Annotated in this window: 4 protein-coding genes and 5 pseudogenes; 1 reads left to right on the forward strand and 8 read right to left on the reverse strand. The window is 62.2% G+C overall.

Going from position 1 to position 17,800, the window contains the following annotated elements; genetic code table 11:
• Window positions 1-3: 3 nt before the first annotated feature.
• From BMZ69_RS28730 to BMZ69_RS32255, 6 genes and pseudogenes are all read right to left on the reverse strand, one after another.
• Window positions 4-12,099, reverse strand: a complete 12,096-nt coding sequence (locus BMZ69_RS28730) for a hypothetical protein (RefSeq protein ID WP_139219275.1) — start codon at window positions 12,097-12,099, stop codon at window positions 4-6.
• Window positions 12,099-12,623: a hypothetical protein gene (locus tag BMZ69_RS28735; RefSeq protein WP_139219277.1), complete on the reverse strand. Its 525-nt coding sequence runs from the start codon at window positions 12,621-12,623 to the stop codon at window positions 12,099-12,101. The genes BMZ69_RS28730 and BMZ69_RS28735 overlap by 1 nt, the downstream gene beginning before the upstream one ends.
• 34 nt (window positions 12,624-12,657) lie before the next feature.
• The gene (locus tag BMZ69_RS28740; protein ID WP_092163389.1) at window positions 12,658-13,230 is read right to left on the reverse strand and encodes a hypothetical protein; all 573 of its coding nucleotides are present in this window, start codon (window positions 13,228-13,230) and stop codon (window positions 12,658-12,660) included.
• A 59-nt stretch (window positions 13,231-13,289) separates the two neighbouring features.
• Window positions 13,290-14,891, reverse strand: coding sequence for a MotA/TolQ/ExbB proton channel family protein (locus tag BMZ69_RS28745; protein ID WP_092163390.1), 1,602 nt, complete (start codon window positions 14,889-14,891; stop codon window positions 13,290-13,292).
• Between the two features lie 579 nt (window positions 14,892-15,470).
• Window positions 15,471-15,775 (reverse strand): annotated as a pseudogene (locus BMZ69_RS31800) (IS3 family transposase); the annotation flags it as partial.
• A 58-nt stretch (window positions 15,776-15,833) separates the two neighbouring features.
• Window positions 15,834-15,950, reverse strand: a pseudogene (locus tag BMZ69_RS32255) (hypothetical protein); the annotation flags it as partial.
• Window positions 15,951-16,733: 783 nt separating this feature from the next.
• Here BMZ69_RS32255 and BMZ69_RS32260 point away from each other — a divergent pair.
• A pseudogene (locus tag BMZ69_RS32260) lies at window positions 16,734-17,243 on the forward strand (aminotransferase class V-fold PLP-dependent enzyme); the annotation flags it as partial.
• A 13-nt stretch (window positions 17,244-17,256) separates the two neighbouring features.
• On the opposite strand, the pseudogene BMZ69_RS28760 reads toward BMZ69_RS32260, so the two are convergent.
• Window positions 17,257-17,703, reverse strand: a pseudogene (locus BMZ69_RS28760) (site-specific integrase); the annotation flags it as partial.
• A gap of 15 nt (window positions 17,704-17,718) precedes the next feature.
• Window positions 17,719-17,800 (reverse strand): annotated as a pseudogene (locus BMZ69_RS31375) (IS5/IS1182 family transposase); the annotation flags it as partial.

Consider the following 17,800-nt stretch of genomic DNA (forward strand, 5'->3'; position numbering starts at 1 on the left):
GCCCTATTGCAAAGGCGCGTTGCCGGCCCCCTCGCCAATGTGACGCCAGAATGCGAAAGGGTCTTCCGGCGACACGAAGTCGTCTCTGATCCTGCGGGTACCCGCCAATGCGGCCCGGGCCAACTCCATCGCAGACACGGATGAACACCCCGATCCGACAGCATGACGGCCGCAAACCTTGCCCCACTCTTCCGCAACATGCTTCGTCGTCCGTCCCATTGGCGGCGAACCATAAGGGACCACGATCAAGTCGGGTTCGGTTGCATCCGAATTGGAGACGATCATGCCTTGCTCGCGCAGAAGCTCGTGAAGTGTAAGACGCGAGCCAGAGAGGATAGGTGTTTTGCCGCCAAGAAGCTCCTGGCCGAGCAACTCGATCAACCCGGGAGCGCCGGCGAACGTCTGCAGACGAGAGGCCCTGTCTCGTTGCCAGGCAAGTACACCGGAGCTGCACGCCTTTTCGCTCGAACTCGGGTTGCGCCAAAATACGACAGGTCGCTCTTCTCCCAGCTCAATCTCGCTTGCCCGAACGTGCTTCGCCTCGGGACAGGTCTCACGCACGCGTCCGGCCAGCGCCGCGAGCACGTCAGTGTGGAGGACCGACGGCACAATACCCTGGCGCGTCATCTCACCTCCCCGTACCTCCTGGTCTCGGCGCGCAATCTGCGCGCTTGCCGTCAGGCGGCCAGCATTGCCGGCAGCAGGGACGTCCATGAGAAGAGTGGATTGTAACAGGATGAATTCCGGGGATTCATTCGCTGCCGCGAGCTTGAGCGTACATTTCCAGCTCGTTCCAACACCGCGCAACCAGTAGCCAAGGCCAACGGCATTGACAGCATCGATCGCGTTGCAATCCAACGCGGTCTCGCGCGCTTCGTGCTCAAGGGGCGGAACGCTCGTGGACGGTGGAGAAGCAGGCGTGAATGGAAGCGTCAAACTGTGTTCGAGGTCTCGCTGAGGGGTCCAGACTCGTACGGCGAAACCCTCGCCCGATTTCTGGAATAGAATGAAGGCATCGTTGCGGCCGGCGAGTTCCCACTCACCCTTTTCACTTAGTCGCAGATCTCTCTGTTCGAGCGCCGCACAGAATCCGGCCGAAATCTTGTCGTTGGAGCTTATTCTCCAATTCTCGGCATCGTTCAGTATTGTCAGCCCCTGCGTGCCACAGGCAAAGATGCGCGATCTGACTCCGCCTGTCAGACCAACTGCCTCGTCGTCACGCAGGCTCTGCAGGCGCTCTGCCAGTGGTTCTCGAAACTGGGATAGCACGCTGGAGACGTCCTTGCGAAGCCGGCCGGCAAGCTCCTGACGCAGATGCACTTGTCGACCGCCGTTCGAGGAGAAAACCGTGCCCCTCAAGCTCGCCGCATTGGCGAGAACGCCCTCTCTCGCGCCCAGAATGATGAGCGTGCTCTCCTTCGCGGCGAGTTGATCATCGGCAGCTATGGCAAGCACGCGCTCCAGCGTGGCGAGCTGGACCGGTTGCTCGCCAACAATCGTGGCGTGCCCGAAGGCGAGGTCACCTCGCTTGCCAAAGGTGGCACTGCGTCCATCCAGCAGCACGAATTTGTCATCGCTGCCCCCGGCCGAGCAGGCACGCATCGAGCACCGGTCCAAATCCGCGACCAGAAATGCCAGCAGGGCATCGATCATCGGCATCGCCGGAAACGGCTCGGCCGATTGGATCGCGGCGGAGAATGTCACGCCTTGCATGGCATTCTCGGTCTGCACGACGAGCTCTTCCGGGGTCACTGCAGCCAGTCGGCTCGCCTCCATTCGGAGTAGGGTCGGCCTATCGGCCCGATCGTTCTTCTCGATCGCGGAAACGATCTGCGGATTCGCTGCCGCCAGCTTGCTCATGATCGCCGACAGATCCACAGCTGGTTCACGTCGAAGCGTCGTCTGTTTCTGAAGGAGGCTGCTTCCGTAGCTTCTGTAAAGCTCGGCGTGCTCCAGACCCTTATCGACGAACCAGAACACCGAGCTGTCCGGATCGCCGGACGCATTGAATGCCAGGCCGGCAGGAATCTTCCCGCGCCCCTGGAGCGCTCGGAGCGCCGCACGCACGCGAGGTTGCCGTGTGTCCTTTGGAAGCCCGACCACCTGCACCTCGGCGGGCTGCGCATCGACCCGGCGGAGGATCAGGCGCGCACTCGTCGACGTGGGAACCACCAGGAGCAACTGTTCGATGCCGCCCTCGTCCAGCGTGGCCATATGCGACGGTGCGGCCTGCTCGTCGGCCAGGTCGCTGTCCTCGAGCAATCGCCAATGCGTGTCGGTGTAGGCGGTCGGTCGATCGCTCAGGAGGATTTGCTTGAAGCCCGCTTTCGTCTCCACCCAGGCAGACGCGGAGGTCGAATCGAGAAGAATCATTCGTTTAAGGGGTGCGCCGGGTCCCTGTGTGCCAGGCTCTTGTGCGCCAGGCTCTTGTACATCAAGTCGCGCGCCAATCACGCGCGCGAGCAGTCTGGACGGGCAGTCGAGGCTCCCGGGCCGCTCGGACAGGGCGGCGAACGTGGCTTGACCGGACAGCACCGAGGTGATGCTGCAAGGGTTGTTGCCGGAGCGAGAATAGACGGTCTCTTGCGCGAGCGACGGTGTGCCCACCCACAACTCGCGCGGATTCCCTGTTGGCCCGATCGCCAGCAGAGTCGAGACCTCACGTCGAAGGTTGGCCCCAACAGCCTGCCTCAACCATGCGCAGCTTGGTATCGAATGCGCGATAACCGAGAGCTGCCTGGCGGAATCGATCTCATCCAATGAATCATAGATCGAGATGTGAGGTGACAGCCTCGCCGCAACCGACAGTCTCGGCCAGAGCGAGCTCTCTCCCTCTGCCGTGCAGAAAGCCCGGGTTGCTTCCGCGCCGCGCGACCGGTCGCCGGCATCAAGTTGCTGCAGATCCTCGTGCAACATCTTGACCGCTGCTCCGCGCTTGTCACCGAGGCCCGCGAAGGGGTCCTTTGCCTCGGGGCCAGCGCGGGCCAGTGGCCAGAACTGAGGAGCCTGCCCCGCCGTGACGGCTGAGACATAGACACTGTCCTTGACGCCGGTCGGCGCGGCAACCGCGACGCAGGCTCCTTCCTCACAATGTTTGCGAAGATCGAACTCAGCACGGGCATTATCGGCTGGGAGAGCTTCCCCCTGCGCGGGCTCGGACCAGGCGCGGGCAAGGCCTCCCAGAAGGCCCTTCGCCTCCTCGTCGGTGGCGGGGTCGGCCATCTTGACCCGCGCACTGATGACCGCGCGATTGGGGCCCGCCGCCGGGCCATAGTGAACCGACCAGGTTGCCTGCGCGTCGAGCCTTGGTGCCGTCACGACATGAATGCTGCCACCCGGGCGGTTCAGTTGAGCGAACGACACTCGCTTGATCGAAAACTCCGGACGTCGGCACTCATCGCCGAGGGAAGCAAGAAAGACGTTGACGACCGGCGAGGCCTTCGAGAAAATCTCCGGATCGTCCAACGGACAGACGAAATCCGATCCCGCAAGCCCGGTTTCATCGACAGCGTCGGCGCCGAAGCCGTAACGCAGCTTGTCGTTGCCGATCTTGCCGAGCAGGGTGACCAGAGCAGGCTTGTCCTTCGCGCCGGCCGCATATTCGAGCAGGTGACGCTCCGCCGCAACCAGGCTCGTGTCCTCGTCGGCGATGCGCACCACGGTCAACACCCAGCCGTCGGGCATGACGACGTGAGACGCTCGGTTTGTGGACAGCGTTCCTGCTTCATAGTCGACGACAGTGAGCTTGGCGGCGCTGTCGAACGGCTTCCTCGGGATATTCAGCGTTGCCCCACCCTCGACGCATCTGGTGGCGCGCACCAGCGAGCGCGGAAAGTCCCTGAGCCACGCTTTTACCAGCGCGGGTCCGAGCACGCCTCCGACCGACTGCGGCAGCAGCTCGTCGACGCAAGCGGCTGCACCCTTGGCCGCAACCAGGGCCGTCGGACCACTCGCCAGCAGAATGGAGTGAGAATTCCGGGCGAGTTCGATGTCGCCGGTCTTGCTCTCGAGCATGCGCTTGATTGCGACGCCGAAAGACGGGACGAGATCCTCATTCTTCACGCCGACCAGAACCCTGTTTGCGGCCTGGTTCCCTTCCCGCACGTCCCAACGATCGCTGCTGGGCTCCTGCCTGACCGCGAAGGTCACGATGCCGGGGGCGGTCCGATCGATGAGCGCAACGTCGACCACCCCGCCGCCGGGCGGAGAGGTGGGTGGTATGGCTTGCAACACCGCGCGCACCACGTCCTTGGTCCGGTTCTGCGCGCCGCCAATGAAGCGGAATTCAGTCGTGCCGCCTGTCTGGAGATTCAACCTGAGCGCTGCGGAACTGGAACTGAAGGTAGCGGTCTCTCCCTGCATCAGCACCAGCTCGATATCCGGGTCCTTTCGCCGGGCGATCCAGTCGGCAAATGCATTGACGCTCTGGTGGGTCCAATCGCGGCTGATCAGCGCCCTGAGGGCCGCAGGGTCGCCTTTGAGCGGCTTGCTTGACGACGTGGTGCTCCACTCGATAGGCCCGGCCCACACCTTTACGCTGCTTTCATCGCTCGTCGCCGCAATGACCAGGCGGCGAGTGTCCGACCACCCTCCACCGACAGCCAGCGGCCGGCTGCCTACCACGAGACAGGAAAGCATGTTGGCCTCTCTGAGGTCCATGCAGTCCATCAACTGATCCATGATGAGATACATGTCGCGGTAGAAGATCTGGCGATTGGCCTCTTTGCCATGCACCGCGCACAGATTCTTCGAGACATCGATGAATGCGCTGCGCTTCTCGCCATTCTCGTTCCAGAACATCTGCAGAGCGCATTCGTCGCCCGCATGGCTGAAACGTCCGATGCCCGGCATCGCCTTGTAATAGATCACCAGCGTCGTCCGTTCCGTGCCGGCCGGCCCGCACGTGGCTGGGGAAAAGCCCGGAAAGGTGAGCCCCCGATGTTGGACGGAAGCCGTTTCGAGGATCAGGAAGGGTATGTCGTTCTTCTCTGCAAGGGCAGGCGCGCCGTCCTTGCCCACGACGCACAGCGCGTTCCCGCCGCCGCCACTGGCCGGCGTGCTTTTCTCGGCCTTGCCTCTGGGGGCTCGCGCCTGGATGTCGCGGTTCTGCTGATCGATCGCCTCGCGAATGTCTTGGCCAATCGTGTCCGGCGAATGGGTCCACGGGTTGGGGGGCACGGGGTCCGAGGGCTTGTCGATCTCCTTCCATTCGCGTTCGAACTTGAACTCGCCGCGGGCGAGGCGGGCGGCAGTGAACAAGTCCTTTTCGCCCTCCTTGATTTGCAGCACGTCGATCGGCTGATCCTCATCGTCCTCCCGGGCCGTCTTCAGCAGCTCACAAACGCGCGCAATGTGCTCCGAGGACTTGTCATGAGGAAAGCCCGCCATCTTGTAGTAGGTCAGAACCTTGTTGGGGCGTTGCACGATGATGTGGGAGGCCAGCTCGTGGGTGACCAGCATCGCGAGCCCGGTCAGCTTGCCGCCGTCGAGCTTGCACTCAAACCAGGTCGAGCGAAGCGGAGCGCCTGGCTTGGGATCATCGGGCAGAGCGAGCGACGCAACGCGAAGCCCGGCGAGCAACAGATCGCTGGCCTCAGGCCGGCTGGCGACGTCCTTCAAGCCCTCGAGGCAGAGGCCTAGCAGGCCCGCCGGCAGCGACTTGGGCTTGCTGGCGTTCGCCCCATTGCCGAACAGGAGCAGGTCCACCTCCGATGCGCTGCCTGCGCAAACGCCCTTGATCGGACTCTCGGCAACGTTCCTCTTCTCCGCCGGCGGCAGATACAACGTCTTCGACGCTTCCGCGGCGACGAAGATATTCTTCTCGAGCAGCACCGGCGTTTTGACGATGCTGAGGCGCGGAGAGCCGCTCGGCACGGGGACAAAATTCTCGTGCGGAGAGGCGCCGGGCTCGAGCGTGACGAATGGCGGCGCGTTCTCCTCCCCCGGCGGCGCCAGCGCACCGGAAATCTTGCCGTTGGCGGCCGTGAGGAAGCTCATCGCCAGTTTGCCTGCGGGATTCAGCAGTGGCTTGCTGCCGCCTTGTTTGGCGCCTTCCGAAACGGCCTGCTGACCCAGCTTTTCGGCCTCGGCTTTCGCTTGCTCCGCCGCTGCCGCGGTTGCGGCGGGATTCGAGTTGCTCGGCGGCCCTTGCGCCGCCAGGTCTTGGCCGGCGGCGGGAAACGAGCCGACCGCGCCTCCGTCGTTGCCCTCGCCCCCTTTTCCCCCCTCGCCGCCCTCAGCGCCGTCACCGTCGCCATTCGCGACCCCGTTCCCGCTGTCCTTGCCGAAGCCTGAGAACGGATTGATCGTCAGGTTGCCGCTCAGGATAGCTTCCAGGGCCTTGCCCAGGTCCTTGAGGTCGAAGCTGATCAGCTGCTCGATCAGCTTCTTGATCATGTCCTCGTTGATATCCTTGAGGCGCGGCGTGACGAAACCGAGCGATATCCCAAGCACCTTGAACTTGACGGCGGCGGAATCGGCTCGCGCCAGAATATTGAAGCTGGACAGGTCGAACTTTCCGACGTGGATCTTTCCGCTCATCTCCAGCCGCGGGTTCAAGGCGAACTGCTTGCCATTGAAGACGAACGCCAGCTTTCCGATGCCGATGTCGGCATTCCCGAGAGCCTTGACGAGGCCCGTTCGGAAGTCGACATTCAAGTCGGCTTTCGCGAGATCGGCTTCGAACACCGCAAGGTTGGTCCTCCCGGTGAGGCTCTGGGTCGTAATCTTCGCCTCTCCGAACAGCCAGATGATCGGCTTGAGCGCGCCGCCGATATCGATCGTCCGGCTCATCATCAGTTTGCTGACGTTGATTCGGCTCGTCGACTCGCCGAGCGGGATCACGGTGAACGCGACCATCCGCTCTTGTGCGACGATGTCATTGCGCAGGTCGAACGGAACGGTGAAATCGCCTTTGGCCTTCAGCAGATAGGCGAGCGACGCCTGAGCAAGCGTTGCGTCGGCACCCAGGGAAAGGGCGCGTTCGCCGATCGTCCCTCTGATCTTCGACAACGAGATTGGAGGTATCGCGATCTCCGCTTCGAACTCGAGCTTCACCTCGAACGGCTTGGCGAATCGCACGCCCGATCGATCGATGGTGAGCGGCGGAAGGGTCGCCTTGAACATCTTGGCGGGGATCGTCACCCTTGCGGTGACGCCATTTGGTATCTGGGTTGTCTTGTTCCTCGTGACCTTGATGATTTCCACCTTCGTGGCGCCCGGAATGTTGACCTTCGAGGCGAAGCGGTTGAGCACGTTGGCAAGAATCTGATCGAGCGCGTTCGGTATCTGGAGCTCGGTCCGCCCGTTGAGCAGGTCGAAGACGACCTGGAAGCTCGGCGCCTCGATCCGCTCCACCCAATCGAGAATGATCGTGCCGGTGACGGTAACCCGATTTTTCGCGTCGACGTCAACGCTCTCTGCCCTGATCTGGACATCGGCAATGCTCAACGTCCGGCCGCGAATGGCCTGGCTCAGCGCCTTGTTGAGCATCGGGCGCCAATCTAGGCCGTCGCCGTCGATCTTGAGGGCACCTGTCTTGAAGTTGTAGAACAGCGAAATCGGCGTCGGCGGCACCGGCCAGGGAAATTTATCCGTGACCGAGATCATGCCGTCGAGCTTGATGGTCTCGCCACCAGCGCATCCGGGCTTCAGCTTGATATGCAGAAAGCCGACGGTCTTCTCGATATCGGCGCTCTCGCAGAAGGTCGTATCGATATCTAACCTGTCCGGGATCTGGTATCTTGCGGAGACCTTGAGGAGCGTCTGTCCATCTGCGAACGGTGACTTTGCTTCGAACGTGTGTGCCGACCCGACGGTCACGCCGCAGAGGGGATGCGCGGCACTGCAATCGACCTCCAGCGCTTTTCGACACTCCTGCGCCGGATCGATGTTCTGTCCTGCGAGCAAAGCCTTGATCGGATCGGCAATGACGTTGCACCAGGCAGTCGAGAGGTTGCTCCACTCCGTGTCGCGCCGGGCATCAGCGAATTTGATTTCGGTGCATCTGACGTTGATCCATCCCTCTGCGCGAAGTGTTCCACACTGTCCGAATTTTCCCAGGCCGTCGAACCAATCCTTCGCGATCAGACCGATTCGCTCCCGCAGCGCCTCGATGTTGTCCTTCAGGTTGGTTGGCAGCAACGCGTCCGCTATGCGGCCCTTTGCATATTCCTCGGCGCATTTGCCAAGCGCGCCGACGCCGCCCGGCGTGAACTGGGCCCCGCCCCCGGCCACCACTGCAAAGTCGAGGCTGACGCCCGCGAGCTTACCGACGCAACCAGTGGCGGCAGCACCCTGCTGCGCCGCCGCGCGAGGCACGAATTTGCCTTCAAGTCGGACGGTATCGTCGACGCGAAGCCTGAGCTCCGCCAGCTCGAGCGGCCGGTCCCCAAGGCTGTCGGTCGTACCGAACAGGCCGGACAGGGCCGCCGGTGTGCAACGTCCCAGCACGTTGATGAGATTCACCGCGAGAACTCGCGGCCCGTCGGATCGAAGATCGCTCTGATCGACGCGCAGCCCGGCTTTGCACGCAAGGAAAGACAATTCGTAGTCGCAGGTGAGGAATGTGGCGCTGGTCGCATCCCTCGAGCGGCATGTTCTCAACTTGATGGCAAGCTGGTCGGAAGCCGCCTTGGCCTCCTCATAGCGCCTTCCCGTCGGCTGCTTGTCCTGGATGAAGCTTTTCAAAGTTGTCGCGGCGCCAGCGACGTCCACCACCTCACCGAACCGTCGCGCGGCCTCCGATGAAAGGAGTTCTTCGAAGAACGTGCTGCCGACCGAAACGGCCAGCGCGTCCGAATTGAGACCGGCGATACACGGGAGGACTCGGCCGTTCCGGACCGTCAGTCCGTAAATCTGCAAGTCTCGCGCGATGCCGGCGACCGACCTGATGGGCTCCTCGAGCGCGGTCAGCCGCGTGTGGCTGACGAGGGATATGATCGCCGGCTCGTCTTGCCTCCAGCCGATGATGACCTGCAGGTCACCAAGATCACGCGGCGGGCCGTAAGCCGAGAATTTTGCCGCGTCGAGCTTGAACGCAACCATATTGGAGGCCTCGAGCGCTGCGGTTGCGCACGATTGTGCGCCGGCAACAGGCCGAGGCGTGGCGCCGAAGGCAATTCCTGCTTGCTCGAGCCTGATCGAAATGTCGCCTCCCAGCTTGCCCATGATCGTGGCGAACGGCATGCCGTCAGCGACGATCCGCAGGGACTTGTAATCCGGACCAGTGGCGACGCGCATGCCTGGCCCGGAGCGCGGCGTCGTGCAGGGCAGACTTCTTTTGTCGTCGTCGGTCAGTGCCATCGGCCAGAAGAACAGATTCTCCGCACTATTACCCTCCGCCGCACAAAGCTCGAAATGGCCGGAGCGCAGCAGAGCTGTTGCGAACGCATCTCTGTCGAGGTCGGCGACCTTGGGCGGTGCAGGGTTGTCCCAGACAAGCATGTCCGATGCTTTGCCGAGCCGCAGCTCGCCGAAAGCCCGATCCCAGGCCGCCAGCGGATCTTGCCCTGGGGCGCCCGGCTCATGACCAAAGCCGGGAATCCTTGCGCTAAGGGTCGACACCCAGCTGACGTCGAGGTCGCTCCAGATGCCGAGCGTGCGCCGCTCGGTGCTCGATGGATCGAGCGCGGTAAAGCATGCTGCCATCGACAGACGCGCGCTCAGCTCGAGAAGCGGCAGCTGCGCAGTCGGAGTGAACGCCTGCTCCTTATCCCCGATGCCATCCGGCCGATCGACGATGGCAACGCTCTTGCGAATTTGATCGAGAACTCGACCGGACGGCATGGCGCCGCCGCCATTCGCGATCGTCACCGTCACCTCGGGTACGCATTTCGAGAAGGCACCCCCGCCGTCGATCCGCTGCCGCAACCCTGGCGTCAGCGCGGCGCTCAGCGCATTCCGCGCCTTGTCACGCAGCGCCGCCAGATGCTCTCCGAGCAATGCGTCGAGGCCGACGTCGATCTTGTCCGCCGCGCCTTTCAAGTCGGCCTTCAGGCAATCGAGGATGGCCGCTGAGTCGCCGCCTTTCGCCAGCGCGAAGGAGGCCGGACACGTGTCCGGCAGCGCCCGTCGCAGCCAGTCCGGAAAGCTGATCGTGGCCTGATCGAGCTGCGGGTTGATCGCCAGGGCAGCTCCGGCCGGCAGCGGAATCGCCGAGGGCCATCGGCATTCGGTCTGCGACCCGTCGCCCGATGTCTCGAGAATCACCGCGATGGAGCACAAGTCTGCAAGATCCACCGTGAACGTCCGCGGCATACGGGACTTGAGCGCGTCCTTCAAGGTCGTTTCCAGCCTGCCGCCGGTCAGCGCCGACTGAAAATCGGAAAGCGCGAATTCGACCGCGACGGAGCGGCGAAGCGGCAGCGACATCGTCGGGCCGTCGACGTTGACGTCCCGGCTTGCGAGATCCTGCTCTTGCTGCTTCTCCGCGGGCGCCTTGGCTTCCAGGCCGAGAGTGAGCTCGAATTTCACGATCTCGCCCGACAGGCAGACGGACTGCAACGTAGCGGCGAAGACCAGACCGCTGCCGGCGGCCGACAGCTCACCAAGCTCGATGCGATTTGTCAGGGCGCCGAGCTGCCTCACGGCGGTTGCGATCTCCGAGAGATCGGAAGCAGAGATCGCTTGTGCAAGAAATGCCGCGGTCCCGTCGACGAGCGCGGAACGCTGTTTGGCGTCGGCCTGCTTGTCCAGCTGTTCGATCCTGGCGGACAACTCGGCCGCAAGGGTATTGACGCTCTTCATGACCTTGGCAGCATCGACCGGGGCACATGTCCCGCCGGCTTCCGTATTGGTTTTCGCCAACGCATTGAGGCGCGTCCCGATCCTGCCGATGAGCGAACGCGTATCCTCGACACCAGCCTCGGCGCCGCTTGGGCGAGGATGTGTCTGCACCAGGTCTCGCGCTAGAATATTGGCGATGATCATCGATACGCGGGGCACCTCCGCGGCAGCCGCGGCGTTGGCAATGCCCCGAAGCCCGCTGATGCTCTTCTGCTGTCGCTCAGCAAAAGTCGCGGCCTGGACTTTGTTCAGTGCCGCTCCGAGCAATGCATTCGCCTTGTACCAGCTTCTGAAAGCAGACCGCAGATAGTTCGAGAATACCGCCGTGTCGTCGCCCGCTTCGGGTCGGCACAGGCCTTGGTCCGCCGCGTCGGCGAGATCGCACAGCCGCTTGCGATGCGCCGCGACCAGCGTGGCGTCGGCCGCGACGCGCGGGTCGGAGTCGGGGTGTGCGACGAGTTGATCGAAGCGACTGTTGGTCCGCGCATCGACCGCCGCAGCAAGCTCGCACAGCCGGTCCAGCGCTGCAGCGTCGATCTTGCCCGCGAGCGCGTCAGCGGCCCGCGTCAGCGCAACCTTGATATCGGCAAAGTAGCTCCGTGCCCTCCTGAGCTTCTCGCCCGCCCCGAGCTCCTTGAGCGCCGCGTAGGCCTTCTCTATTTCCCCGGGAACGACCGGCTGCGCCCGGCCCGCCACGCATTTGAGCTGCGGCTCAAGCTCTCCGCTGCCTGCGCCCGCGGCCGTGAACTTCTGTCGCGCCCACTGGCGGCCGAGCACCGCAATGGCCGCCAGCGCGCGTTCCCCCTCCTGCTTGACGATTCGCGCCGCATCGTCTCGGGCCTCGCCCTCCCCCTCGGATGCCCGCAGATAGAGCTTCTCTGATGCAAGCCGGATCGCTTCGAGGCGCTTGCCGGGTATATCGCGCCAGCACTCTCTGAGGGCACCGAGGGGATTGAGGGGATCGTGCCGCTCGCAGAACACATCCAGCAAGTGCTGGAAGGCCAGAACCGCGCGGCGCGCGTCGTCCGTGATCCCTTCCAGCAACTCGGGCGCCGGAGAGCGGTCGAAGCTGTCCTCTGTCCACGACTTCGTGGATGGACAGGGCGACATTCCAATCTTCAGCCCCTCGAGCAGGAGCAGAATGTCGCAGAATTCATTGCGCAGGCGGCGCAGATCCGTGACCGCCGAGGTTACCGTCAATCTCCGGGCACCCAGGTCCGAGACCTCGACGGCCCTTGCCCCGCTCAGTCCGATGCACACCACCGCGGCCGCCAGCAGGAGGGTGCAGACGATGCTTCGCAGATCGGTTCTCATCATTTCGTCACACTGATGCCAATGGGCTGGACCTGGCTGGGCGCCGTGGTTTTCAACCCCGCCAACTGATCGTCGGCGATGACACCCATCTCGAACGCGATCTCCACGGAGTTGGAACAGCCTTCGACGATTGGTTTGACCTCGAAGCGCTCGACCTGGGCGGTGAGCAAGGCCAGCTCGGCTTTCACGCAGGAAGCCGGGGCCTTGCAGGCATTCCTCAACCCTCCCCCCGGACCTGTATCGGCGATGTACCATGCCTTGAGCCCAGGACGGCCATTGATGCTGTCTGCTGCCTGGTTCGCCTGGGTATATGGCGAGTACAGGACTCCAGGCTCGCCTCCACTGCTGACGACGAATCCCGGTTCGATCCTGTCGAGGGGACAGGCAACGCCCGTCGACTTCGCCACCAGCGTGAAGAAAGGAAGAGGCTGCGGCTTCACGTCCGGCTCTCGCGTGCGCATCATCGCAACGACGACGGTCGCCGTGCCGAGTACGGCCGCGAAGGCGGAAAACAGGATGTCCACGAGAGGCAGAACCGGAATCTCCGACTCCGAGGCATCACCGTGTCGTCTTCGCATCACCGCCTCTGTTCCATTTGAATATCCACTCTTTGCGCTGCGTTTCTTTCAACGCCCGCCATACGGCTGTTGCGGCGGCATCGGCGAGCAACGGCACTCCGTCTTTCGCGGCGGCGACGTCCATGACGACTTGGTAGAACCGGACTCCATACACGATGCTTCGGACGTGAAGCGTGACATCCCCGGGGACACCATCGCCTGACCTTGTCCTGAGCGTGCATTTCTCGGCGACGTCGGCGAAACGAAAACTCACTTCAGCATAGCGGCTGGAGTTGAGCTCGATGAACTTCGTGTCCTCGGCACGATTATCGCAGTTCAAAGCCACCTCGAGCTTGCCCGAGGCCCCGTGCTTCCATTTGGCCAAGACCGAAACTAGCGCTCCGTGAACGGCGGTGCCCGACTCGCCGACGTTTCCGGAGCTCTTCGCATCGGCACCGATGGAGTCGCTTCGTCTGCCGGGCACGAGCCCGAGCGGATCGATGAACTGCAGCCAGAGGATCAGGAGGGCGATGACGCAGACGAGCGCGGATGCCACGAGATCGACGAAGGACATTCCAAACGGACGCGTATGCCCCGTCTGTCTGGTCCAGCGACCGGTCCCGATTTTTCCGCTCACGACCGCACGCTCAGGTCGTCCGTCTTCGCTGCGCCGGACACGGGCGGCGGCAACGTGAGGACCGCCGGGCGGATATTGCCGTAGGTGGGCAGAACCGAGAGCGTGCTCTCGTTGACGGTCGAATGGATGATTGAGAGAGCCCGATCCTCCCGTCGCGCCGCGCGCGCGCCGAATATGATGAGGAAGAACATCAGCAGCAGCGCGTAGCCGGTCGTATCGAATTTGATGCTCAATGCGCTCAGCATGCCATCGAGGGCAAGCTGCTGTCTCTCCGGCTTGGAATCGATCAATGCCTGGGTCACGAACGTGGCATTTTCCGCCAGGTTGTAGAACCATGCCGAGTCCTGCGCACGAATGACGTCGTTGGCCCCGAGCATCGCCAACGACAAGCCCCAGACCGTTCCGAAGAATCCGACGACCGGAACAAGCTCGACACAACGGGAAAACAGATCGCGATCGACCGTGAGCACGGCAGCGAGCTCGTCCACGCTGTGCTCGAGGGCAGCAGCTGCACGCTCCCTGGCAACATTGGGAAAGTGAGCTTGATCCACCACGAAGGCGGCGATGACGCGCAGGATCATCCGAGGTAGAACTTCACGATGCCGCCGGTCGATGGTCATCGCCTTCAAATCATCCGGTTGTTTCTGGACGGTCATGGAAAGAGCCGAATGGTATCGGCGCAGGTGAGCCGCCTTCTCGGACATCAAGACTTTGCGCTCGTTCTCGTCGCCCGGCTCGTAGAGGATCGTACGAAACTGGCGCAGATGCTCCTCCAGCGAAGCATAATCATTATTGCGATTATCTGCGATCTTTTTCTGCCAGAACTTGAACATATACTCTCTGAAGGACAGCTCGGTGAGGTCTTTATCCTGTACGCCGGAGAATCGCTTGCCGAAATTCTCTCCATTCAGTGCGTATTCTAGAAGCTCCGCGGCTCGCCGTTCCCGCAGAAACAGGATGAGCACTCCAATGGAAAATATATAAAGGCAGATGAACTGTATTGGCCCGGACTGTAGTCGATACGCGATGAATAGCGCGTTCTTTTTCAGGTGACCAGCGGCGTAGTAGGACCCTTTCAAGAGGGCTTGCTGGCAGGCCTTCTGCGCTTCCGCTGTGTCTCTGTTGCATTCCGGAAGGAGATATTCGTAGATCTGGATGGCGGAAACGTCGCTGCCGAAATACGTCCCTATAAGATCGAAATAGAGCCAGTTGAGGCTCTGTCTCTGTAGGACAGGCTTATCATATTTCACCACCTCGGAAGGTGCCGTGGTGTTTTCCAACGTCGCCCGCTCGGCGTATAGCGGCGCGTTGAGAACTGCCCAAGTATAGGCCCAGCGCTTGCCGCCTCGATCCATGGCCCTCGGATCGACGATAGACGTATCGGCCACGGGATCGCCCACCAGAACCCCAACCAGAGGGTTGACGACGAGCCAACCCGTCAGACCTTTGAAGAGCATGTGAAAGCCGAAACCCAACAGGACTGAAAGGACGGCGGCGGCGGCCAGAGTTCTCGCCCCGATACGGGGAAGTCCGTCGGTAACCTGGACCGGCATGGCCCCGGCCGTGATGTTTCCGAACCGGTAGATCAGCCTAAGCATATCGGGTGAGCCCAATGCGAGTTTGCGTTTCGCTTTACTGGGCCGTTCACGTCAACGGCCTGCCGGGCGGAGTCGAAGATTCGATAGGAGACCCCGATGCGTACTGCGGTATTTGACCAGATCGAATCTTAAAATTGATCGTTTGAGTGTCATTCCCCCCTCGCAGCGGAGATCGCAATTTCTCATTCCGGCGCGGAGTGGAGGTTGACTATCACTGGTGAGATATGCCGCGTTGTCTCTTCGACCCGAGGAGAGAGAATTCCAGTCGGGAACGAAAGCTACGACCGGCTAGAGGGCTCGATCGTGAGGTAAGGGCGCGACGCCGGTCGCTTGCCAGCACATTGTCATACAGGGCTGACGATTTTTCCGTCTGCACCATTCCCCCCTATAAGTTGCAATGATTGTTAAATAGTCCCTTGGCGCTGTCAATCTTTCGGGTGACGTATGGGAGCTGAGCTACTCTCGGATTCTTGGACAGATATCCGGCGGGTTTAAGCTACTCTCTTTGGCTGGCGGGTCGGTTTCGATGGCGTTGAAATAGACCACGGCGGGCGGCTGTCCGCCATGGAGCAGCTGGTGGCTGTAGAAGGTGAGATACCGGCCGATCGACGCGCGGGCCTCCCATACGCTGGCATAAGCGCGCAATTAGACGCCTTGTATTCGACCGATTTTCAGAGGCGCTCAACAAAGACGTTGTCGCGCCAAGCGCCCTTGCCGTCCATGCTGGTCCTGATGTCGGCTCCGATCAGCAGGCTGGTGAACTTGCGGCTGGTGAACTGCGAGCCCTGATCGGTGTTGAATATCTCCGGCTTGCGGAAGCGGGCCAGGGTGTCCTCGTCCGCTTCGATGCAGAAGACAGCATCCATCGTGATGGGGAGCCACCATGTCGCCGTCGGCGATGCACCACGTGAACAGAGCGCGCCGGAACAGGATTTCGAGATCGGCAGCCGGGTCGGCCGACAACGGGCGCAATCCCCGCGCCATGCGCTCGATCGTGGCGTCATGTTTCGCCGAGTTCGGGAGCCCCAGTACCGGGCAGAAATCCTCCATCGCCAGCATGCGGCGGTCCTCAGCGCTTCGACGGATATCGAAACACTCAACGAGGAGGGCTGGCGCATGCCGTCAGGCATGTCGATCAAAGCGGCTTCGGGCACCTCTAGCCCACGGCCCGACCGAGCTCGAGGCAAAGCTACTCGACGACCGGCAACGTCTCGAAGCCGGCGGTGCCGACCGACTTGAAGATATGGGTAAACGGCTGCTCAATGGCCGGCACCAAGGTGCCCGTCAGTGGTCAGGCACATCGGCGCCTGATCTGGACCCCGGACAGCCGCGGGGTCTGACTCTGGGCGTAGGGCCGCGCACCTAGTGAAACAGCCGCTCTCCAAGGGCTGCGAGTTCACCCTGCAGAACGTCCGCGGGAATTTTCTTGAGCATCGCATATCAAGAATTATCGCGCATCTGAAATGCGAGATAATCGCTCCGAGATCACTTGCGCGGAAAGAGGCCGATCTGCCGGCGGTGCCTCCTCGCAGCGCAGATCAAGGAAGGCGGTCACCGGGACGTTTGCACGGATTTCCGGTTATCTTGCCGGAAGAACGGAAACAAAAGAAAACGGGAACATTTGGGGACGGACTCTGCACACGAACTTCCGTAAGATATTGATATTTCACATCTTTATTCCCCCTCCATCAATAGCTGGATAGTAGACCGACCAATTTCTATCCGCAGGTACCCACTACGTCTGGCCGCGCTAGGCACCGGGAACCTTGTCCCTTGGAAGTCCGCCGTCCTGCCGCTACCGTCCAGGGCATCGACAAGACATCATTCAGCGATTCCCCTATCGTGGCCCACGGACCAATCTATCTCGACGGCTTCGCCACTCAGCCTCTGGCCCCTGAGGCACGGGCGGCTATGCTGGCCGCTTGGGACCTGCCCGGGAATGCGGGATCACCAAATGGCGCTGGCGAGGGGGCGGCCGCGATCGTGGCGACGGGCCGCGCAGCGGTGGCCGAGCTCATCGGGGCAGCGCCCGCGGAAATCGTCTTCACCTCCGGAGCCACTGAGGCGAACAATTTGGCGCTTCTCGGCGTAGCGCAGACCTTGCGAACCTCTGGATCGACGCGAAACCGCTTGGTCGTCTCGGCGATTGAGCACAAGTCGGTGCTTGAAGCCGCGCGCTCCCTGGCCGACGCTGGTCTCGAAGTCATCCACGCGCCGGTGGATGCGGCCGGTCGCCTCGACCTCGCCGCCTTCGCCGATCTCGTCGATGAGCGACTGCTGCTGGCCTCAGTCATGATGGTCAATAACGAAACGGGCGTGGTTCAACCCGTCGCCGAGGCAATCTCCCTCGCCCACCGCTATGGCGAGTCTGGCGCGACAGGTAGACGTTATGCGCCTTGGAGCGCTTCATCCGCTCTTTCGGAATCGTCCAGACGGCGTTCTCGAAATCCACCTCATCCCATGTCGCGTCCTGAAGCTCGCTTTTGCGAACCCTCGTGAGCAGAAAGAGGCGAAGACCCAAACGGATGGTCGGCAGCGTGGCGACATGCTCCAATTGCCTCAACATCACTCGAATCTCCGAGGGGGAGAGCGAGCGATCCCTCGGCACGAAATTCGCGATCGAGGCCGGCCCCACATCGTCAGCGGGGTTGGCAATCTTCTCACCGTGGAGGATCGCAAATCCGTAGACCTGCTTCAGGATATCCCGAACGTGGATCGCAGTAGCTGGCGCGCCACGTTCGACAATCTTGCCGCAGTGCGCCCGGAGATCGTCAGGGGTAATTTCCGTGAGCAGACGGTTGCGCCAGACGGGCACTATGGTCGAGACTCAACGCAGCCAGTAGGCGACGAGAGCGGCGAGGCAGAGCGAGGCCAGATAGTTCCTGGCGAGCTTGTCGTAGCGGGTCGCG

The sequence above is a fragment of the Allobosea sp. CRIB-10 genome (assembly GCF_900112185.1).
Taxonomy (GTDB): domain Bacteria; phylum Pseudomonadota; class Alphaproteobacteria; order Rhizobiales; family Beijerinckiaceae; genus Allobosea.

Coding starts and splice junctions, on each gene's coding strand:
- BMZ69_RS28730 (WP_139219275.1), bottom strand. CDS start 12,099: ATGAGAACCGATCTGCGAAGCATCGTCTGCACCCTCCTGCTGGCGGCC.
- BMZ69_RS28745 (WP_092163390.1), bottom strand. CDS start 14,891: ATGCTTAGGCTGATCTACCGGTTCGGAAACATCACGGCCGGGGCCATG.
- BMZ69_RS28740 (WP_092163389.1), bottom strand. CDS start 13,230: ATGTCCTTCGTCGATCTCGTGGCATCCGCGCTCGTCTGCGTCATCGCC.